The 20,345-nt window shown below is 68.8% G+C and carries 19 protein-coding genes; 4 read left to right on the top strand and 15 right to left on the bottom strand.

Going from position 1 to position 20,345, the window contains the following annotated elements; all coding sequences use genetic code 11:
- Nucleotides 1-14 precede the first annotated feature (14 nt).
- Nucleotides 15-986, bottom strand: coding sequence for a tellurium resistance protein (locus E3D03_RS08680; RefSeq protein WP_263566636.1), 972 nt, complete (start codon nucleotides 984-986; stop codon nucleotides 15-17).
- Between the two features lie 166 nt (nucleotides 987-1,152).
- Between E3D03_RS08680 and E3D03_RS08685 the strand changes: the two genes are divergently transcribed.
- Nucleotides 1,153-2,313: an OmpP1/FadL family transporter gene (locus E3D03_RS08685; protein WP_263566637.1), complete on the top strand. Its 1,161-nt coding sequence runs from the start codon at nucleotides 1,153-1,155 to the stop codon at nucleotides 2,311-2,313.
- A 162-nt stretch (nucleotides 2,314-2,475) separates the two neighbouring features.
- Here the strand turns inward: E3D03_RS08685 and murD are convergent, their stop codons facing one another.
- The 9 genes from murD to E3D03_RS08730 all read right to left on the bottom strand — a co-directional run bounded on the left by murD (nucleotide 2,476) and on the right by E3D03_RS08730 (nucleotide 13,329).
- Complete coding sequence (gene murD / locus E3D03_RS08690) at nucleotides 2,476-3,876, bottom strand: UDP-N-acetylmuramoyl-L-alanine--D-glutamate ligase (protein ID WP_263566638.1); 1,401 nt, start codon at nucleotides 3,874-3,876, stop codon at nucleotides 2,476-2,478.
- 79 nt (nucleotides 3,877-3,955) lie between these two features.
- Nucleotides 3,956-5,038, bottom strand: a complete 1,083-nt coding sequence (gene mraY, locus E3D03_RS08695) for a phospho-N-acetylmuramoyl-pentapeptide-transferase (RefSeq protein ID WP_263566639.1) — start codon at nucleotides 5,036-5,038, stop codon at nucleotides 3,956-3,958.
- The gene (locus E3D03_RS08700; protein ID WP_263566640.1) at nucleotides 5,038-6,423 is read right to left on the bottom strand and encodes a UDP-N-acetylmuramoyl-tripeptide--D-alanyl-D-alanine ligase; all 1,386 of its coding nucleotides are present in this window, start codon (nucleotides 6,421-6,423) and stop codon (nucleotides 5,038-5,040) included. The genes mraY and E3D03_RS08700 overlap by 1 nt, the downstream gene beginning before the upstream one ends.
- A complete protein-coding gene (locus E3D03_RS08705; RefSeq protein WP_263566641.1) occupies nucleotides 6,420-7,889 on the bottom strand; it encodes a UDP-N-acetylmuramoyl-L-alanyl-D-glutamate--2,6-diaminopimelate ligase in 1,470 nt (489 codons plus the stop codon). Before E3D03_RS08705 ends, E3D03_RS08700 begins: the two co-directional genes overlap by 4 nt.
- A 29-nt stretch (nucleotides 7,890-7,918) precedes the next feature.
- Nucleotides 7,919-9,730: a peptidoglycan D,D-transpeptidase FtsI family protein gene (locus tag E3D03_RS08710; RefSeq protein WP_062561960.1), complete on the bottom strand. Its 1,812-nt coding sequence runs from the start codon at nucleotides 9,728-9,730 to the stop codon at nucleotides 7,919-7,921.
- Complete coding sequence (locus E3D03_RS08715) at nucleotides 9,727-10,104, bottom strand: cell division protein FtsL (protein WP_263566642.1); 378 nt, start codon at nucleotides 10,102-10,104, stop codon at nucleotides 9,727-9,729. The genes E3D03_RS08710 and E3D03_RS08715 overlap by 4 nt, the downstream gene beginning before the upstream one ends.
- A complete protein-coding gene (rsmH, locus tag E3D03_RS08720) occupies nucleotides 10,104-11,072 on the bottom strand; it encodes a 16S rRNA (cytosine(1402)-N(4))-methyltransferase RsmH (protein WP_263566643.1) in 969 nt (322 codons plus the stop codon). The genes E3D03_RS08715 and rsmH overlap by 1 nt, the downstream gene beginning before the upstream one ends.
- On the bottom strand, nucleotides 11,073-11,579 hold the full coding sequence (gene mraZ, locus E3D03_RS08725; protein WP_062561957.1) for a division/cell wall cluster transcriptional repressor MraZ: 507 nt from the start codon (nucleotides 11,577-11,579) through the stop codon (nucleotides 11,073-11,075).
- A gap of 640 nt (nucleotides 11,580-12,219) precedes the next feature.
- Nucleotides 12,220-13,329: an Mrp/NBP35 family ATP-binding protein gene (locus E3D03_RS08730; protein WP_263566644.1), complete on the bottom strand. Its 1,110-nt coding sequence runs from the start codon at nucleotides 13,327-13,329 to the stop codon at nucleotides 12,220-12,222.
- 352 nt (nucleotides 13,330-13,681) lie between these two features.
- Here E3D03_RS08730 and E3D03_RS08735 point away from each other — a divergent pair, with 352 nt between their 5' ends.
- Both E3D03_RS08735 and E3D03_RS08740 read left to right on the top strand, forming a co-directional pair.
- Nucleotides 13,682-13,909, top strand: a complete 228-nt coding sequence (locus E3D03_RS08735; RefSeq protein WP_062561955.1) for a DUF1127 domain-containing protein — start codon at nucleotides 13,682-13,684, stop codon at nucleotides 13,907-13,909.
- Nucleotides 13,910-14,453: 544 nt separating this feature from the next.
- Nucleotides 14,454-15,230: a 23S rRNA (adenine(2030)-N(6))-methyltransferase RlmJ gene (locus E3D03_RS08740; RefSeq protein ID WP_263566645.1), complete on the top strand. Its 777-nt coding sequence runs from the start codon at nucleotides 14,454-14,456 to the stop codon at nucleotides 15,228-15,230.
- Between the two features lie 219 nt (nucleotides 15,231-15,449).
- On the opposite strand, the gene E3D03_RS08745 is transcribed toward E3D03_RS08740, so the two are convergent.
- Genes E3D03_RS08745 through gatC form a run of 4 tightly spaced genes read right to left on the bottom strand, consistent with a single transcriptional unit; the run spans nucleotide 15,450 to nucleotide 18,491 of the window.
- Entirely contained in the window at nucleotides 15,450-16,148 is a 699-nt protein-coding gene (locus E3D03_RS08745; protein ID WP_263566646.1) for an N-acetylmuramoyl-L-alanine amidase, read from the bottom strand.
- Nucleotides 16,145-16,702 (bottom strand): hypothetical protein, encoded by a 558-nt coding sequence (locus E3D03_RS08750; protein WP_263566647.1) that lies wholly within the window; start codon nucleotides 16,700-16,702, stop codon nucleotides 16,145-16,147. Before E3D03_RS08750 ends, E3D03_RS08745 begins: the two co-directional genes overlap by 4 nt.
- Nucleotides 16,703-16,725: 23 nt before the next feature.
- Nucleotides 16,726-18,207: an Asp-tRNA(Asn)/Glu-tRNA(Gln) amidotransferase subunit GatA gene (gene gatA, locus E3D03_RS08755; RefSeq protein WP_263566648.1), complete on the bottom strand. Its 1,482-nt coding sequence runs from the start codon at nucleotides 18,205-18,207 to the stop codon at nucleotides 16,726-16,728.
- Entirely contained in the window at nucleotides 18,204-18,491 is a 288-nt protein-coding gene (gene gatC, locus E3D03_RS08760; RefSeq protein WP_263566649.1) for an Asp-tRNA(Asn)/Glu-tRNA(Gln) amidotransferase subunit GatC, read from the bottom strand. Before gatC ends, gatA begins: the two co-directional genes overlap by 4 nt.
- 126 nt (nucleotides 18,492-18,617) lie before the next feature.
- On the opposite strand from gatC, the gene E3D03_RS08765 reads away from it, so the two are divergent.
- Nucleotides 18,618-19,310: a metal-dependent hydrolase gene (locus E3D03_RS08765; RefSeq protein WP_263566650.1), complete on the top strand. Its 693-nt coding sequence runs from the start codon at nucleotides 18,618-18,620 to the stop codon at nucleotides 19,308-19,310.
- On the opposite strand, the gene E3D03_RS08770 is transcribed toward E3D03_RS08765, so the two are convergent.
- A complete protein-coding gene (locus tag E3D03_RS08770; protein ID WP_263566651.1) occupies nucleotides 19,300-20,142 on the bottom strand; it encodes an urea carboxylase-associated family protein in 843 nt (280 codons plus the stop codon). The genes E3D03_RS08765 and E3D03_RS08770 overlap by 11 nt on opposite strands.
- Nucleotides 20,143-20,345: the final 203 nt, after the last annotated feature.

Below are 20,345 nucleotides of genomic sequence, written 5' to 3' on the forward strand. Positions count from 1 at the left end.
GAATGTCCAGACCGTCAGGCGATGGCGGCGTTGGTTTTGACCGCCAGCCCGCCGTCGGCCCAGGCGCGCCAGACCCGCAGCAGGATCGGCGGCACCACCAGGCTGGCCGCCGCCAGCAGGATCTGCGCCGGCAGGGTCCAGCCGGGCGCGAAGCCCGAGACCGCGACCCACAGGCTCGCCGTCGCCGCCAGCGGAAAGGTGAACGCCCCCCAGAGCGGCGAGAATCCGGCCTGGGTCAGCCAGCGGACGCGCAGCGCGGCGAGCGCCAGCGCCGCAGCCGAGGCCACGGCAAAGCCCAGCGCCACCTGCTGCCAGCCCAGGCTGGCCGCGACATTGCCCAGCAGGGCGATGGGCGCCAAGTGGATCGCCAGAAGCGGCCGCAGGGACGCGGGCATGCGTTCGGTCAGGGCCTGGCGCAGGCTGGCGATCCAGATCAGCCCGGCCAGTGCCGCCATGACCCACCACAGCGCCTGGGCCAGGCCGGTCCAGCCGAAACCGGCCACGGTCTGCGCGGCGACGATAGGACCGACAAAGGTCAGCTGCCAGACCGGGCTCACCCGCCCCTGCCCCGGAACCCGCGCCATGACCGGGATCACCAGCGCCCAGAACAGCAGCTGCGCCGCCATGCCCGCCACCAGCACCCCCCGCGCGAGACCGGGCGCAAAAAGCCCGAGCAGTTGCGCGGCGGCATGGATCGCGACGATGGCCGCGGCGACGCCGGCCCGCCCGGGCAGGATGCGCAGCTCCTCGGCCAGGACGGCGGGGCGGCGGGCCAGCTTGACGCCATAGGCCAGCGCGGCAAAACCGGCGGCGGCGATGACCATGCCGGCCAGCAGCCCCGCGGGCCCCGGCGGCAGGGCGAAGCGCAGCGTGGCCGCGCGCCACGCGAGGGCCAGCCCAAGCCCGCCCAGAAGCGGCGGAAAGATCGCGGGCGGCACGCGGCGGAAAAGCCCGGGCGGAGCGGTGCGAAGGGGGGCGAAACGCATGAGAACCTCCTGTCATGCCGTCATATCGTTGCGGCCGCGCCACGCCAGAGGCGCCGCCTGCGTCGGAACGCCGCGTCATGGGGGTCAGCCGATTGACGCAACCGCCGCGCGTGTCGCAGGCTGGACCCAGCGGTTCTGCAAGGGCCGGTTCAAGGGGAGGAATTTCATGAATAGGATCGTCACCGGCATCGGCGCCCTGCTGGCCAGCGCCGCGCCCGTCCTTGCCGGCGGGATCGAGCGTGCGCCGCAATCGCTGGCGCCGCTGTTCGAGAACGGCAACTATGCCGAGCTGAGCTTCGGCGGCGTCAATCCCAGCGTGAAGGGCACGGATGTCGCCGGCTTCGCCACCGGCGACGTCGCGCAGGGCTATGGCTTCTTTGGCCTGGCCTACAAGCACCAGTTCACGCCGAACCTGTCCGGCGCCATCATCGTCGAGCAGCCCTTCGGCGCCGACATCCTGTATCCGGGCGCGAATTCCCCGGTCCTGGGCGGCACCGCGGTCGAGGTCAACTCGACCACCTATACCGCCCTGCTGCGCTACAAGTTCGACAACAACTTCTCGGTGCACGGCGGGATCCGCGGCTCGCATGCCAAGGGCAGTCTCAGCCTGCGCGGCGAGGGATATGGTGGCCCGCCCGTGCCGACCGGTCCGGATGACCCGCCAGGAGTATCGGGCTATGACCTCGACATCGACAGCGCATGGGGAGTTGGCTGGGTCGCGGGCGTCGCTTATGAGATGCCCGAGATCGCGGCGCGGGTCTCCTTGACCTATAATTCGCCCATCGAGCATGATTTCGGGATGAAGGAGACCTTCACGATCCCTGGCGTCGGCACGGTTCCGGTCGGCAACGACAGCTATGAGGTCAAGACCCCGCGCAGTTGGACACTAGAGGGTCAAACCGGCGTCGCGGCCGATACCCTGGTTTTTGGCTCGATCCGCTGGGTGAAATGGTCCGAGTTCAAGGTCGATAACTTCGTCTTTCCGACACAGACGGGGGCCGAGCTGGTCGAGGTCGAGGACACCACCACCTATACGCTGGGCGTCGGCCGCAAGTTCACCGACAACTGGTCGGGCTCGGTCTCGTTCCTCTATGAGCCGAGCGAGGGCGACACGGTCTCACCCCTGGCGCCGGTGAACGGCCGCAAGGCGGTGACGGTGGCGGCGATCTATACGATGGACAACATCAAGATCACCACCGGCATCAACTATACCAAGCTGGGCGATGCGACCCTGGGCGTCGGTCCCAGCGGCGCCAAGCGCGAGGTCGCCGACATGGACGACAGCGAGGTCTGGGGGATTGGCGTGCGGATCGGCTATTCCTTCTGATCCCTGCCGGCATGATGCAGAAGGCCCCGGTTGCGCCCGGGGCCTTTTCATTGGCCCGGCCGCTGGGCGTGGCCAGCTGGGATTCGAGTATTTGGGAAACGGTGAAATCGCCTGCTTTCTCTGTTTTCCAAATACCCCTGCGGCCGTGCCGCGGGCGCGATCTCAGCCCTGCAGGGCCTTGACCAGGGCGGTGAAATGCTCGCCGCGCTTTTCGAAGTTCGGGTATTGGTCGAAACTGGCCGCCGCGGGGGCGAGCAGCACGGTGTCGCCGGGCTGCGCCTCGGCCGCGGCGCGGGCCACGGCCTGGTCCATGGTCTCCAGCACCTCATGCGGGGTCTGGCCGAGTTGCAGCGCGAAATCGCGCGCGGAATGGCCGATCAGATAGGCCTTGACCACATGGCCGAGGCAGGGTTGCAGCGCCTCGATGCCGCCGTCCTTGCCCATGCCGCCGGCGATCCAGCGGATGTTGCGGAAAGCCGTCAGCGCCTTGGCGGCAGCATCGACATTGGTGGCCTTGCTGTCGTTCACCCAGGCCACGCCGTCGATCTCGGCCACGCGCTGGCTGCGGTGCGGCAGGCCTTGGAAGCTGTGGAAGGCGCGCTCGATCTCGCGCGGGGCGAGCCCCAGGGCGCGGGTCGCGGCATAGGCGGCGCAGGCATTCTGGTGGTTGTGCTCGCCCGGCAGGCCCGTGACCGCGCGCAGGTCGATCGCGGCGACCTGGCGGCCCTTGCGCCATTCGGCGAGATAGCCCTTGCGGGCAAAGACCGACCAGCCGAAGCGCTCCAGCTTTTGCCCAGAGGAGATGCGGATCACCCGGTCGTCCGAGGGCGCCATGGCGAGCTGGTCGGCCAGATAGCGGCCCTCGATCTCATCGACGCCGATCACGGCGCGGTCGGGGCCGCCCTCGGCGAAGAGCCGGCGCTTGGCGGCGAAATAGCCGCCGGGACCGCCGTGGCGGTCCAGGTGATCGGGCGAGAGATTGGTGAAGACCGCGACATCGGGTGTCAGCGCCCGGGCCAGGTCGGTCTGGTAGCTGGAAAGCTCCAGCACCACCACCTCGCCGTCATGGGCGGGGTCGAGCGACAGCACCCCGGTGCCGATATTGCCGCCAAGCTGGGTCGGGCGGCCGGCCTCGCGCAGGATATGGTGGATCAGCGCCGTGGTGGTGGATTTGCCGTTCGAGCCGGTGATGGCGATGACGCGCGGCGTGATGTCGTAGCCTTCCCAGTCGCTTGTGGCGAAGCTGCGGAAGAACAGGCCGATGTCATTGTCGACCGGCACGCCGAGCGCGTAAGCCATGGCGATGACCGGGTGCGGTTTCGGATAGAGATGCGGGATGCCGGGGCTGGTAATGAGCGCGCTGACGCCGTCCCAATTCGCCTCGCGCGTCAGGTCGAGCACGCTCATGCCGTCGGCGGCGGCCTGGTCGCGGGTGTCGGCGCCGTCGTCCCAGACGACGACATGGGCGCCGCCCTCGGTCAGGGCGGCGGCGGTGGCGCGGCCCGAGCGGCCGAGGCCGAGCACGGCGATGGTCTGGTTCTGGACGCCTTGGACGGGGATCATGGTTCTGCCTTCGCTGGAGGAAGGCCGGGGGCGCTTCGCCCCCCGGACCCCCCGAGGGTATTTCTGAAACAAAGAAGGATCAGCGCAGCTTGAGCGTGGCAAGCCCGATCAGCGCGAGGATCAGGGCGATGATCCAGAAGCGGATGACGATCTGCGCCTCGCCCCAGCCCTTCTTCTCGAAATGGTGGTGGATGGGAGCCATCAGGAACACGCGCTTGCCGGTGCGCTTGAAGTAGAGCACCTGGATGATCACCGACAGCGCCTCGACCACGAAGAGGCCGCCGACGATGGCCAGCACGATCTCGTGCTTGGTGACCACGGCGATGGCGCCGAGCGCGCCGCCGAGCGCCAGGCTGCCGGTGTCGCCCATGAACACCGCGGCCGGCGGGGCGTTATACCACAGAAAACCCAGGCCGCCGCCGATCAGCGCGGCGACAAAGACCGCAAGCTCACCGGTGCCGGGGACGAAATGCACGCCGAGGTAATTGGCGAATTTGGCGTTGCCGACCATATAGGCGATCACCGCGAAGGTCGCGGCGGCGATCATCACCGGCATGATGGCGAGCCCGTCGAGGCCGTCGGTGAGGTTCACCGCATTGGCGGCGCCGAGGATCACGATGACGGTGAAGGGCACGTAGAGGATCGACAGGTTGATCAGCGCGTTCTTGAAGAAGGGCAGCGCCAGTTCGCCGCTGAGCGCGGCCGGGTGCAGCCAGGCGGCGGCGGCACCGGCGGCGGTCGCGATGCAGAGGCCGATCAGCAGCCGGACCCGACCCGAGAGCCCGGCGTGGTGCTGTTTCGTGACCTTGGCGTAATCATCGGCAAAGCCGATGGCGGCAAAGCCCAGCGTCACCAAGAGCACGATCCAGACATAGCCATTGTCGAGCCGCGCCCAAAGCAGCGTGCCGAGCGTCAGCGCCGCGAGGATCAGCAGCCCGCCCATGGTCGGCGTGCCGGCCTTGGAGAGGTGGCTTTGCGGGCCGTCGTCGCGGATCGGCTGGCCCTTTTTCTGCTTGCGGCGCAGAAGGTCGATCAGCGGCCGGCCGAAGAAGAAGCCGAAGACCAGCGCGGTGAAGAAGGCGCCGCCGGCGCGAAAGGTAATATATCTGAAAAGGTTGAAAAAATCCCCGCCGTCGGAGAGGTTCGTGAGCCAATAGAGCATTACGCTGTCCTTTCGCCAGGCGCCGTGCTTTGGCGCGTCCGCCGCAGCGCGTCAACCACAGTCGAGACCCGCGAGGATTTGGAGCCCTTCACAAGCACGATATCGCCGGTCGCGACCAGATCGCCGATGCGCAGGGCCAGTTCGGCGGCGGTCTCGGCATGCACCCCGCGGCGGCTTTCCGGCAGCGCCTCGTGCAGCGCCCGCATGCGCGGGCCGGCGGTATGGACCAGATCGACCGCCGGGATCGAGGGGTCCTGCGCCATGCCGGCATGCATGGCGATCTCCTCGGGGCCCAGTTCCAGCATGTCGCCCAGGATCGCCACCCGCCGCCCGCCGGTCAGCCGCGCCAGCGTCGCGAGGCCGGCCGAGAGCGAGGTCGGGTTCGAGTTATAGGCGTCGTCGATCAACCGGAGGCCGGCCAGATCCTCGACCGCGCCCCGGCCCAGCGGCGGGTTCCAGTCCGCAAGATGCTGCGCCGCCGCGGCCAGATCGGCGCCGGCGGCCGACAGCGCGGCCAGCACGCCGACCGCGTTCATCACGAAATGCGTGCCGGCGGTGGCGAGGGTGAAATCCAGCATCTCGCCCAGGATGCGGGCGCGGACCCGGGTGGCGCCGTCCACGGTCTCGGCCTTGACCGGCTTCGCCATGCCATGCTGGCCGAAACCGATCACCAGCGCGCCCGCCGCATCGGCGCAGTCGCGCAGGATCTGCGTCACCGCCAGATCCTCGGGGATGATGGCATGGCCGGCGGGTTCAAGACCGGCAAAGATCGCGCCCTTTTCGCGGGCGATGCCGTCGATGGCGCCGAAGGCCTCCAGATGCGCCGCTGCGACCGTGGTGATCATCGCGACATGCGGGCGGGCGAGGCGGGCCAGCGGCGCGATCTCGCCGGGGTGGTTCATGCCGATCTCGATGATGGCGAAATCGGTGTTCTCCGGCATCCGCGCCAGCGTCAGCGGCACGCCCCAGTGGTTGTTGTAGCTGGCCTCGGCGGCGTGGATCACGCCTTGGCCGCTCAGCGCGATGCGGGCCATTTCCTTGGTCGAGGTCTTGCCGACCGAGCCGGTGATGGCGATGACCCTGCCCCGCATCCGGGCGCGGCCGGCCCGGCCCAGCGATTCCAGCGCGGCCAGCACGTCGGGGACGACCAGCAGCGGCGCGTCCTCGGCCACGCCCTCGGGGATGCGGCTGACCAGCGCCGCTGCGGCGCCCTTGTCCAGCGCCTGGGCGACGAAGTCATGGCCGTCGCGCACATCCTTCAGCGCCACGAACAGGTCGCCGGGCTGCAGGGTGCGGGTGTCGATGGACACGCCCGTGATCGCAAAACCGCGGGTGGCGCGGCCGCCGGTGGCCCGCGCGGCGGCGTCAGAGGTCCAGAGCGTCATATCTTGCCATCCAGCGCGGCGACGGCGACCGAGGCTTGTTCCGCATCGTCGAAGGGATAGACGTCGCTGCCGATGATCTGGCCGGTCTCGTGGCCCTTGCCGGCGATCAGCAGCGCGTCGCCGGGTTGCAGGGCATCGACGCCGCGCAGGATCGCCTCGGCGCGGTCGCCGATCTCGACCGCATCGGGGCCGGCGCCGGCCATGACCTCGGCACGGATCGCGGCCGGATCCTCCGAGCGCGGGTTGTCGTCGGTGACATAGACCACGTCGGCAAAGGCGCGCGCCGCCTCGCCCATCAAGGGGCGCTTGAGCCGGTCGCGGTCGCCGCCGGCACCGAAGACCACGACGATGCGCCCCATGACATGCGGCCGCAGCGATTGCAGGGCCGAGGCCAGCGCCCCGGGCTTGTGGCTGTAATCGACAAAGACCGCCGCGCCATTGTCGCGCACCGCGGCCAGTTCCATGCGGCCGCGCACGGTGGTCAGGCCCGGCAGGGTCTCGATCACCCGGGCGGGCTCGTCGCCGGCGGCGATGGCGAGGCCGGCGGCGGCCAGCACGTTCTCGGCCTGGAAGCCGCCGATCAGCGCCAGCCGGACCAGATGCGCCTGGCCGTGCCAGGAAAAGCGCAGGTCCTGCCCGGTCGCATCATAGCGCTGGCCCAGGATACGCAGGTCGGCACCCTCGGCCTGGCCGATGGTGGTCAGGGCCAGACCCCGCTCGCGCGCGATCTGCGCCATCTGTCGGCCGCGCGGGTCGTCGACATTGACCACCGCAGCAGAGCCTTCGTCCAGGATATGGTTGAAAAGCAAGGCCTTGGCGGCGAAATACTCGTCGAAGTTCTTGTGATAGTCCAGGTGGTCCTGGCTGAAATTGGTGAAGGCGCCGGCCTTGAGCCGCACCCCGTCCAGCCGGCGCTGGTCAAGCCCGTGGCTCGACGCCTCCATCGCGGCATGGGTGACGCCCTCGGCGGCGGCCTCGGCCAGCACGCGGTGCAGGGTGATGGGCTCGGGCGTGGTATGGGCCAGCTTGGCCTGATAGTCGCCCTGCACGCCCATGGTGCCCAGGCTGATCGCCTTGTGGCCCAGCGCCTGCCAGATCTGCCGGGTGAAGGTGGCGACCGAGGTCTTGCCCGAGGTGCCGGTGACCGCGACCATGGTTTCCGGCTGGGCTGCGAACCACAGCGCGGCAGCGCCGGCCAGCGCGGCGCGCGGATCCTCGGCCACCACCAGCGCCGCATCCGAGCCGGCCAGTTCGGCCGCGGCGATCTCGGCGCCCTTGCGGTCGGTCAGCACCGCGCCGGCGCCTTGGCGCAGCGCATATTGGATGAATTCGCCGCCATGCGTCGCCGAGCCCGGCAGCGCCGCGAACAGGAAGCCCGGTTTCACCTGCCGCGAATCGACGGCCATGCCCGTCACCTCGGGGTCGCGCCCCTTGTCCCCCCTCAGCCCCAGAAGGGACAGCCGCATCGCCCGATCCGCCACGAAACCCCCGTTCATCAATTCGAGACGAGCTTTAGCCCATCCGGCAAAGGCCGTTCAACCGTCGGCAACTGGGTTTCGGTGCTGGGACGCAGGCCCAGAAGCGGCGCGACGCGGCGGATCATCTCGCCCGCGACAGGGGCCACGGTCATGCCCGCCGTGCGGCTTTCGCCGCCGCCGGCCAGCCCGGCCGAGGGCTCGTCCAGCGTCACCACCAGCACATAGCGCGGATCGCTGGCCGGGAAGGCCGAGGCAAAGGTCGCCACCACCTTGTTCTTGTAATAACCGCCGGTCGGGCGCGGCTTGTCGGCGGTGCCGGTCTTGCCGGCGACCTCGTAGCCCTCGACATTGGCCGAGCGCGCGGTGCCGCGCGTCACCACCTGGCGCAGAAGCTGCATCGCGGTATGGGCGGCGGATTCCGACAGCACCTGCTCGCCCTCGCGGCGCGAGCGGTCGTGGATCAGCGTCGGGCGCACGCGCTTGCCGCCATTGGCGATGGTGGCATAGGCCGAGGCCAGGTGCAGCGGGCTGGCCGCCAGCCCGTGGCCGAAGGCCACCGTGGCCGAGGTCACGGCGGGCCAGCGCGTCGGCACCAAGGGCTTGCCGGTCGGCGCCTCGCTCATCTCGATGGGCGTCGGCTCGAACAGGCCCAGCCGCTCCAGGAAATCCTTCTGCCGCTCGGGTCCCAGAAGCTGCGCCACGCGCACCGTGCCGACGTTCGACGACTTGGCGATGATGTCGGCGACCGAGATCTGCGCGCCATACTGGTGGCCGTTGAATTCGCTGATCAGATATTTGCCGATACGCAGCGGCGACTTGCCGTTGATCATCGTCGTCGGGCTGACCAGCTTCAGGTCGATGGCCTGCGCCACCGGGAAGATCTTGAAGGTCGAGCCCAGTTCATACTGGCCCTGCACCGCGCGGTTGAACAGCGGGCTGTCCGAGGGATCGCCCTTGAGCAGCGGCCGCGGCCGGTCGTTCGGGTCGAAATCGGGCAGGCTGGCCATGGCCACGATCTCGCCGGTCTTGACCTCCATCAGGATGCCGGTGGCACCCTTGGCGTTCATGACCTTCATGCCGTTGCCCAGCACCTCCTCCATCGCCGCCTGAACGGTCAGGTCCAGCGACAGGCTCAGCGGCGCGCCGTCATTGGCCGGGTCGCGCAGCCAGCGGTCGAAGGCCTTTTCGACGCCGGCAACGCCGACGACCTCGGCGTCGGCCACGCCCTCCTTGCCAAAGGTGGCGCCGCCCAGGATATGGCTGGCGATATGGCCGTTCGGATAAAGCCGCATCTCGCGCGGGCCGAACAGCAGGCCCGGCTCGCCGATGTCGTGGACGGCCTGCATCTGCTCGGGGCTGATCTTCTTCTTGATCCAGACGAAGGTGCGCTTGCCGGTGAAATCCTTCTGCAGCCGCTCCAGGCTCAGGTCGGGAAAGATCCCGACCAGCGCCTTGGCCGCGCCCTGCGGGTCCACCATCTGATGCGGATGGGCATAGAGCGAATGCGTCAGCAGGTTCGTCGCCAGCACCCGGCCGTGGCGGTCGGTGATGTCGGCGCGCTGCGAGATGATCTGCGCGCCCGAGGTCTGCACCCGCGGCTCGGCCGGGTGGGACGAGGCCAGCACGCCCATCTTCAGGCCCACGGTGCAAAACGCCGCCGCAAAGGCGCAGGACATGAAGAACAGCCGGGTCCGTGCGCTGCCGCGCGCCCTTTCCTGGATCTCGGCATGACGCTGGGCGCGGTTCTCGGCCTCGATGGCGTCGGGGTTCTCGCCCTTTTCGCGGGCGCGAAGGATGCGGGCCAGCGGGCGCAGCGGGGTGCGGATCATGGCGTGCTCTCCTGTGGACGGCGCGGCGGATAGCCGGCGGGACGTTCGATGGGCATGTCTGCGCCGGGCGGCGGCGCGGGCGCCTTGGGCGTCGGAAAGGCGACCTGGCCCACGTCGACGAACTGGTCCGAGCCGAAGGGCACCAGCTTCAGCTTGTCGAAATTCAGGTTCACCAGCTGGCGCAGCCGCTCGGGCCGGTTCAGGAACGCCCATTCCGCGCGCATCACGCCCAGCTCCTCGCGCAGATGGCCGATCTGGCGCTGGATCTCGGACATTTCGCCGATCGCGGCCTGGGTGCGGTAATTCTCGCGATAGGCCCAGAAGGCCAGGCCCATGACGACCAGCGTGGTGAGCAGATAAAGCACCGAGCGCATCACGCCCCCCTTTCGTCGAGACGGGGCAGCCCCAGCGATTCGGGATCGACGCGGCCGGCCGGCGCCGTGGTGCGGATGCCGACCCGCAGCAGGGCCGAGCGCGAGCGCGGGTTCACCGCCAGCTCCTGCTCGTCCGCGCCGATGGCGCGGCGGAAGGGCAGCGTGAAGGCGGCCTCGGTCCGCCGGGTCTCGGGCGCATGGCGGCTGCCGCCGCCGGCGCTGTTCGAGCGCGCCTGCATGAAGCGCTTGACGATGCGGTCCTCGAGCGAATGAAAGCTGACCACGGCCAGCTTGCCGCCCGGCCGCAGCGCGCGCTCTGCCGCCGCAAGCCCGGCGACGAGCTGGCCGAATTCGTCGTTGACCCAGATGCGGATCGCCTGGAAGGCGCGGGTCGAGGGGTGGCTTTGCCCCGGCTTGGCGCGCGGCAGGCAGCCGGCGACGATATCGGAAAGCTGCCCGGTGCGGCTCAGCGGCCGCGCCGCCACGATGGCCTTGGCGATGCGGCGCGAGGCGCGCTCCTCGCCGTAAAGGTAAAGCACGTCGGCGATGACCTGCTCGGGCGCGGTGTTCAGCAGATCGGCCGCCGTCGGCCCGTCGCCGCCCATGCGCATGTCCAAGGGCCCGTCGCGCAGGAACGAGAACCCGCGCTCGGGCTGGTCGAGCTGCATCGAGCTGACGCCCAGGTCCAGCACCACGCCGTCGACCGGCCCGTCGGCCAGCGTGTCGAGATCCGAGAAGGTGCCCTGAACCAGCCGCAGCCGGTCGCCGTATTCGCCGGCCCAGGCCTCGGCCATGCGGAACACGCTGGGATCGCGGTCGATGCCGATGACCCGCGCCGCGCCTTGGGCCAGCAGGCCGCGGGCATAGCCGCCGGCGCCGAAGGTGCCGTCGACCCAGGTGCCCTCAACAGGCGCAACGGCCCGCAACAGCGGGCCAAGCAGGACGGGGATATGCGGGTCGGACGCCATCTAACCCTCGTCCCTTGCGGCAAGAGCCAGCAGCGACAGCGGGTCGGCGCCCGGCTCCAGCTCCGGCACGCGGGCCTCCAGCGCGCGCTCTTCCTCGGCATAGGCCTCGGGGGTCCAGACCTTCAGGCTGTCGCCGGCCGAGATGAAGAAGGCGCTGTCGGTCAGGCCGATCTTCTCGCGCAGCTTCTGCGGCAGGACCAGCCGGCCGTCGCCGTCGATCTCGGCCTCGTCGGCATGGCCCTGATAGATGTTTTCCAGAAGGTTGCGGGCGGCCGAGCCGCGCGGCATGCGGGCGATGCCGTCCTCGATCTCTTCCATGGCGTCGATGGTGAAAAGCTGCAGCCAGTTCCAGTCGCGGGTGCCATAGACGATGACCAGTTGCGCGCGCTTGCCGGCCTGCCAGTCGGGATCGGAGGATTCAAAGACGCGACGGAACTTGGCCGGGATGGAAACGCGGCCCTTCGCGTCCACCTTGACCTCTTCCGACCCTCTGAACCGGCGTGCCAAGGGCGCGCCCTCCTTTCACTGTCCGACCTTTCCGGTCTCCCGAAAAGGAAAGGGCGGATCGGGCTGCTGCCACTGCCCGATCCGCCGCCCTCGTTCCCATCTCTGGGCCCCGTAGTTTCGGGGATCGTGCCCTGCGTTTCACGCCACCTGGGGGAGGTGCTGCTCGCGCGTCGCAGAGGCCATTTTTCGGAAGCGGGTGCCTGTATGAAGCCTGCTTGTCGCCTTGGGGTCTTGGTGCCCCTGTAGCCCGTCTCCGTGAGCAAAGGGATGGCATGGGAATTTATGGGACGCAATGGATTTGTTTGGACCGACCAGGGCAGCAAGCGGGCATCCGCGCGTGAACAGCCGGCGAACAATTTCATACCTTGGTGGAGTGCAGGGAAGGTATCGCGGCCCAGCCGCCGTTAACCACAAGATCTGGTGCATCCTCGGGCTGTGGCAAATAAATCCCAGCAATTCCCGGAATCGACATGGGCGCCCCCGAAGGGCGCCCTGTCAGCCGGCCTGGGCCGGCCGGGAATCGGAAAGGAGCGGCAGAATCACGGAGCATCACGCGGCGGTGATTCGGAAACTGCGCCTGTCCCGTGCATTCCCGGCGCCCGTTCCCATGCTTTCCCAGACCCGCCGAACGGGCCGGGGATCAGGCCATGCCGCCGCCGATCAGCCGGTCGGCCAACCGGGCAAAGGATTCGGCCACCGGCCCGTCCCCGGCCGCGACCGGCGTGCCGGCGTCGCCCGCCAGCCGCACGTCGAGGTTCAGGGGAATCTCGCCCAGGAAGGGCAGGTTCAGCTTCGCCGCCTCGGCCGCGACGCCGCCATGGCCGAAAAGATGCGCCTCGTGCCCGCAGTTCGGGCAGATATAGGTGGACATGTTTTCCACCAGCCCCAGCACCGGCGTCTTGAGCTTGTCGAACATGTCGATGGCGCGGCGGGCGTCGATCAGCGCCACGTCCTGCGGCGTCGAGACGATGATCGCCCCGGTGACCTGCGCCTTCTGGCATAGCGACAACTGCACGTCGCCGGTGCCGGGCGGCAGGTCGACCAGAAGCACGTCGAGCTCGCCCCATTTCACCTGGTTCAGCATCTGTTGCAGCGCGCCCATCAGCATGGGACCGCGCCAGACCACCGCCTCGCCTTCCTTCATCATCAGGCCCAGCGACATGGTGGTGACGCCATGCGCGTGCAGCGGCTCGATCATGTCGCCGTCGCTTTTCGGGCGCTGCCCGGTCAGCCCCAGCATGCGCGGCTGCGAGGGACCATATATATCCGCATCCAGCAGCCCGACGCGGCGCCCCTTGCGCGCCAGCGCCACGGCGAGGTTCGAGGTCAGCGTCGACTTCCCGACCCCACCCTTGCCCGAGCCGATGGCCAGGATCCGCGCCACGCCGCTGACCGGCGCCGGGCCGGCCTGCGGCGTCGGATGCCGGCCGATCTTCAGGCTGGGCGCCGGCGACCCCGGCGGGCCCGAGCGCGCCGTCACCTGCGGCGCGGCGCCGCGCGGCCCGGCGGGGGCGGTGGTGACGATCTGCACCTTCTCGACCCCCGGCAGCGCCGAAAGCAGCCGCTGCGCCTCGGCCTCGACCGGGGCCAGCGCGCGGGCCAGCGTGGGGTCCGAGGCCTCGATGACGAATCGCACGATGCCCGATTCGACGTTCAGGGCCCGCACCATGTCGCGCGAAACCAGGGTTCCGCCCCCGGGAATCGCGATCCGCGAAAGTTCCTCGAGCACACGTTCCCGTGAAATGGTCATGGCAGGCCCCCAATTGCAGCGCCCGCAGCATGGCAATTCGCGACAGGCTCGGCAAGGCGCGACAAACGCGCATCCCGGCTAAGTCGCTGTGACCTCGGGTAAAATACGACCGGAGAAGTCGGTTATCCCATGCAGGCGGCGCTTGGGATCACGAAAACTCACGAAATATTAACGATTTGCAACAGGGTTCCCGAAACAGCCATGCCGTTTCTGCATAGCAGCATGGCGTCTTCGTCCATTGTGCAAGCGCAGCAAACGGGCCATGTTAGCTCCAACAGCGCACCGGGGATCACCGCAAAGCGAAAGCAAGCGAACCTCAACGCGCCATCCGCAAGACGAAAGAGTGTATGAAATGGCTGTTCTCGATCTGATCCATAGCGGTTCGCACCGCAATGTCGCCGGTCACGGCGCGATCGCGACCTTCGTGGCCAATGTCCGCGACAATATGGCCCGCCGGGCGCTGTATCGCCAGACCCTGCGCGAACTGAACCAACTGTCGAACCGCGACCTGGCCGACCTGGGCCTGAACCGTGGCTCGATCCGCAGCGTGGCCTACGAAGCCGCCTGGGGCGCGAAGTAAGAATTCCGACACCCGACCCACTCCTCCTCCCTTGGGTCCGGGTTCAGGCGGCATCCTCCCTCCTCCTCCCTAGAGGATGCCGCCGCTCAGATAAGGTAAGACCCCTCCTCCTCCCTGGGTCTTGCTCTTAAGGCGGCTCCCCCTCCTCCTCCCTGGGGATGCCGCCACCCCATACGGCGAAACCCCTCCTCCTCCCTGGGTTTCGCGGTTCCGGCGGCCGCCCCCTCCTCCTCCCTGGGGCGCCGCCAAACCGATACGGTCCGGCCCCTCCTCCTCCCTGGGCCTGGCTGTTCCGGCGGCGCCTCCCTCCTCCTCCCTGGAGGTGCCGCCCAAAACTTCCGCCGCAAGGCGGGTTCGGATGCGACGGTCCCCTCCTCCTCCCTGGGACCGGATGCACGCGGTAATGGCCTCCTCCTCCCTGCCATTGCCGCACCCCATACGCGGCCCCTCCTCCTCCCTGGGCCAGCGTTGCGCGGCGGTGCCCCCTCCTCCTCCCTGGGCGCCGCCGCTTTTCATTTGCGGGGTCGGGTTATAGGAGGGGATCATGTTGTCCTATCAGCACGCCTATCACGCCGGGAACCTGGCCGACCTGCACAAGCACGCGCTGCTGGCGTCGATGCTGGACTACCTGACCGCCAAGCCGAAGCCGCTGAGCTATCTGGAAACCCACGCCGGGCGCGGGCTCTATGATCTCTCCGGCCCCGAATCGGCCCGCACGGGCGAGGCCGCTGCCGGCATCACCCGCGCCCTGGCGCAGGACTGGCTGCCCGAGAACCACCCGCTGCGCCAGGCGCTGGAGCAAATCCGCGCCCTGCACGGCCCGCATGCCTATCCCGGCTCGCCGCTGATTGCGCGCCACTTCCTGCGCCCCGAAGACGAGGCGCACCTGGCCGAGCTGCACCCGGCCGAGCATGCGGCGCTGGCCCGCGTCGCCGGCTTCGCGCATCTGCACCGGCAGGACGGCTTCCAGATGGCCAATGCGCTCTGCCCGCCGACACCGCGGCGCGGGCTCCTGCTGATCGACCCGAGCTATGAGGTGAAGGCCGATTACGACTCCGTCCCGCGCCACATCGCCAGGCTCGCGCGCAAATGGAACGTCGGCGTCATCGCGCTGTGGTATCCGCTGCTGCTGGACGGCCGCCAGCGCCCGATGGTCCAGGCCCTGCTGCGCGGCCACCCCGAGGCGCTGCTGTCCGAGGTCCGCTTCCCGCCGGCCCGGCCGGGGCATGGCATGGTCGGCTCGGGCATGGTCGTCATCAATCCGCCTTATGGGCTGGAGGAGGAGGCGGGGCGGCTTGGCGGAGTGTTCGCGGCGCTGTAACGCGGTAGCTAAGCTGCCGCCCGAGCGTCGTAGGCCCAGAGTGCAATTCGCAGCGCAAGCCATGCTCCGGCCAACCCTGCGTTGGAACTTCCGAACGCGAAAATCACGAGGGACGGCGGCGCCTCACCTTGAACAATCCCCGTCAAATATCGCGGGCGCCATCAAATCAAACAGCCCGGTGACAATGAGCATCGCGGCGAAAAGTGCCTGAACCCGCTGTCACCTACGAACCAACGGCGCACTCCATACCTCACAAGCCATATTGCCCCGATATGGGCTATTGCCGTCATCTGTAAGTGCCTCTCCCAGCCTCGCCGCTGTCCTTCGATCCGCTTCATCCTCCGGCCCTTCCGCCCAAGGCCGGAACCGCAAACGAAACGCCGCCAGCGTCTCCGGCCCCAAGGAATAGCCGATCCGGGCCAGGCTCTCGGCCAGCGGTCGGTCCGCACCGGGTTCGAAAGGCCACAGCGCCAGCCCCTGCAAACCCAGCCGGCGCCAGTCGAAGCGTGGGCCGGGGTCGATCTTGCGGTCGGGCGCCATGTCGGAATGCGCGATCACGCCCTCGGGGCCGATGTCCCAGCGCGCCATGATGCCGCGCAGCAAGTGCTCCAGCGCCGCCATCTGCGGCTCGGGAAAGGGCCGGTCGCCGGGATTGACCAGCTCGATGCCGATGCTGCGCGAGTTCACATCGTCCAGGCCCCGCCAACTGCCGGCGCCGGCGTGCCAGGCGCGGCGGTTTTCGGGCACCAGCGCTTCGACCCGCCCGTCCTCATGGATCAGCCAATGCGCGCTGACCTCGGCCTCGGGGTCGCAGAGCCGGGCGCGGGCCGAGGCGCCATCCGCCATGCCGGTGTAATGCAGCACCACCAGCGACGGGATCTGCCCGCGCCGGTCCCCGTGATTGGGCGACAGGCTCAAAGCCGGGGTTGGCGATAGGGGCGCGGATCCCAGCCGCAGACGAAACCGTCCCCATCCGGGTCCAGCCCGCGCGGGTCGATCACCGGCCCGCCCGCCGCGATGAAGGCGGTCTGCGCCGCGTTCACGCTGGGGAACGCCAGGCAGGCCCGCGCCGCCGCATTGGCCGAAACGCCCGCGCGCGGGTATTTGGTCTGGCCCGGGCTCTGGCTTTCCTGATGCGCATAGCGCACCAGCACCGGCGTTGCGCCGCTGGCCGTAACCGCCGCCGCCGTCACGGGCCGGGTCGCCACCGGCCGGGTCGTCACGGTCACCGTGCCGGGCTGTTTCGCCGGCACGCCGGCAATGTCCGCGGCGGTCGGCGCCTTGGCCGGCAATTGCACCGGAATCGCGTCCGGCACCGGTCCCCGGCCATGCAGGGCGACCTCGCGCTTCTGCAGGTAATCCGCATAGGCCGAGCCGTTGTGCATGCCGCTGTAATTCGGATTCCAGCCGGTGTTCTCGCCGCAGGCGGCCAGCGCCAGCAGCGGGACAAGAGCCAGGGACAGGTTCCGCATCGCGTTCTCCCGTGAAAGGCCGGTCACCACCAGCGCGAGGGTTTCGCCGTGAAGCCTGCCGCAGATTCGAGGCTTTGTGCAAGGTTCAACAGGTTGCCCTCGTCCCAGGGCCGGCCGATCAGCTGCATACCCAGCGGCAGGCCCTGCCGGTCCAGCCCGACCGGGACCGAGATCCCGGGCAGCCCGGCCAGGTTGACCGTCACGGTGAAGACGTCGTTGAGATACATCTCGACCGGGTCCTTGCCAGCCATCTCGCCCAGGCCGAAGGCGGCGCTGGGGGTGGCCGGGGTCAGGATGGCGTCGACGCCCGCCGTGAAGGCCTGGTCGAAGTCGCGCTTGATCAGCGCGCGCACCTTGCGGGCGCGGTTGTAATAGGCATCATAGAACCCCGCCGACAGCACATAGGTGCCGATCATGATGCGGCGCTGCACCTCGGGGCCGAAACCCTCGGCGCGGGTCTTTTCATACATCTCGACCACGCCGTCGCCCGCGCCCAGCTTTGCGCGGCGGCCGTAGCGCACGCCGTCATAGCGCGCGAGGTTCGAAGACGCCTCGGCCGGGGCGATGACATAATAGGCCGGCAGCGCATATTTTGTATGCGGTAAGCTGATGTCTACAACTTCTGCGCCGGCATCGCGCAGCATCTCGGTCGCCTTGTGCCAAAGCGCGTCGATCTCGGCCGAGAGCCCCTCGACGCGGTATTCGCGCGGAATGCCGATCTTCTTGCCGCGGATATCGCCGGTCAGCGCCGCCTCGTAATCCGGCACCGCGCGCTCGGCGCTGGTCGAATCCTTGGCATCGACCGAGGCCATGGCGCCCAGCATGATCGCCGCATCGCGCACGGTCTTGGTCATCGGCCCGGCCTGGTCCAGCGAGCTGGCAAAGGCGATCACGCCCCAGCGGCTGACGCGGCCATAGGTCGGCTTCAGCCCGACCGTGCCGGTAAAGGCCGCCGGCTGGCGGATCGAGCCGCCGGTATCGGTGCCGGTCGCGGCCAGGCACAGGTCCGCCGCCACCGCCGCCGCCGAGCCGCCCGAGGAGCCGCCCGGCGTCAGCTGCCGGTCGTCGACCTTCCACGGGTTGACCACCGGCCCGTAGCAGGCGCTTTCGTTCGAGGAGCCCATGGCGAATTCGTCCATGCTGAGCTTGCCCAGCATGACCGCGCCCGCGTCCCACAAGTTCTGCGTCACCGTCGATTCATATTGCGGCAGGAAGCCGTCGAGGATCCGGCTCGCCGCCTGCGAAGGCACGTCCTTGGTGCAGAACAGGTCCTTGATGCCCAGCGGAATGCCGCACATCGCCGGCGCCTCGCCCGCCGCGATGCGGCTGTCGGCGGCGGCGGCCATCTGGCGCGCACGCTCGGGGGTGTTGTGGACAAAGGCGTTCAGCGCCCCCGCCGCCTCGATGGCCGAAAGGCAGGCCTCGGTCAGTTCGAGGCTGGTGAAATCGCCCTTGCGCAGCCCGTCGCGGGCGCTCGCAATGGTCAGCCGGTTCAGATCGCTCATTCCACCACCTTCGGCACGGCAAAGAAGCCCTCGCGCGCGTCGGGGGCGTTTTTCAGGATCAGCGCCTGGATCTCGCCGTCGGTGACGATGTCCTCGCGCCGCTTCAGCCGCATCGGCTCGACGCCGGTCATCGGCTCGACGCCGGCGACATCGACCTCGTTCAGCTGTTCCATGAAATGCAGGATGCCGTTCAGCTCCTGCGCCAATGCGGGCAGGTCGGCGTCCTTGACCGCAATCCGCGCCAGATGCGCGACCTTGCGGGCCTCGTCCTCGGTGATCGCCATGGGGGCTCCTTTCGCTTGGGGCGGGTTTACCGCCGCGACCCGAAGGGGGCAAGCGCCGCGCGGCGGAACTTTACGCGCGGGCGGCGGCTTGGCAGGATGCGCCGACGTAGCAGAAGGAGCCCGCGCATGAAACTGACCTGGCTTGGCCATTCCGGCTTTCGGCTTGAAATCGAGCAGGCGGTGATCCTGATCGACCCCTGGCTGTCGGGCAACCCGATGTTCCCGGACGAAAAGCGCGCCGAGGCCGTCGCCGGGGCGACCCATATCCTGATCACGCATGGCCATGGCGACCATACCGGCGACACGCTGGCCATCGCGAAAGAGCTGAAGATCCCGGTCGCCGGCATCTACGACCTGATCTCGACCTGGCAGACGCATCAGGGGATCGAGGGCATCGGCTACAACAAGGGCGGCACCGTCGACCTGGGCGGGGCCAGGGTGACGATGGTGAACGCCAGCCACTCCTCCTCGATCGAGGGCAGCGAGGGTCCGGTCTATGCCGGCCACGAATCGGGCTACATGATCGCGGGCGAGGGCCATGTCATCTATGTCTCGGGCGATACCGACATCATGGCCGACATGGGCTGGATGGGCGAATATCACCAGCCCGACATCGGCATCCTGTCGGCGGGGGGGCATTTCACCATGGACATGGACCGCGCGGCCTGGGCGGCGCGGAAGTATTTCGACTTCAAGACCGTGATCCCCTGCCATTACAAGACTTTCCCGCTGCTGGCGCAGGATGCCGAGCCGCTGAAGCGCGGCCTGCCCGGCGTGCAGGTGATCGAGCCCGAGGTGATGGTGCCGATCAGTCTCTAGGCCAGCGATAGCCGCTGGGGGCGGGCTCTGGCCGTGCGGCCGGCCCCTGCGGCGCAAAGATCTCGACCAGCAGGGGGTGGCAGCGGGCGGCGTCGCTGGAATGCTCGGCGCTGCAATCGCCGCCGGGACAGGCGGAAAGGCCGCCGATCAGGTCGATCTCGGCATGGAATTCGATGCAGTCGCCCGGCCGCACCGGGCTCGCCTTCATGAAATATTGCCCGGTGTCGCGGGTGAAGCCGGTGCACATGAAGACGTTCAGCACGTCATGCACCAGCGGCTCGGCCGCCGCGCGGTCCAGGCCCAATGCGTCCATCAGCGCATGGGTCAGGTTCGAGTGGCAGCAATGGTGGTAATCCTGCCCACCGCTCAGCAGGTGGTGGGTATAGGGGTCGCAGCGCGTGCCGATCACGTCATGGACCGAGCCGCCATGCTCGTCGATGCCATACCATTCCAGCGTATCCTCGACCACCGTGGCCATCGGCCGCAGCCAGGGAAACACGGACCACAGCCGGTCGCCCCGCGTCAGATGCGTGCCATGCAGGGCGCGGGTCTTGCCGGAATAGAACCGCTCGCGCGGATCGGCGGCGGACCACAGGTTCAGGTCGCCGACCTGCGGCCCCTCGACGCTGGTCACGCGAAAGAAATGCCCGGCCGGCACGCGGAAACAGCGCGCCTCGCGCGGCGGCACCAGGCATTCGCCAGTCTTGCGCGCCAGGCGCCGCGCCTCGGCCAGCCCGGGCAGATCGGGATCGGGCAGGGTATCGTTCGGATAGCAGATGACCGGCGCGATGGCCCGGCGTTCGGCGGCGTCCTGGGGAATGTTCTGGTTCATGGCCGGATGCTAAGCCCGGAAGCCGTCCCCGCGCAAGCGCCGCCCCGGCGACAGGGCGCGCGGCCGGATGAGTATTTGGGAAACGGTGAAGCCCATCGCCTTCACTGTTTTCCAAATACTCCTGCTGCGGTGCGGCAGGGGCCGGACAGACGAAAGCGCGGCCGCAAAGCCGCGCTGAGAGGCCCCGAAGGGCCAGCGCCCGT

It is taken from the genome of Paracoccus sp. DMF (assembly GCF_004407025.1).
Classification (GTDB): domain Bacteria; phylum Pseudomonadota; class Alphaproteobacteria; order Rhodobacterales; family Rhodobacteraceae; genus Paracoccus; species Paracoccus aminovorans_B.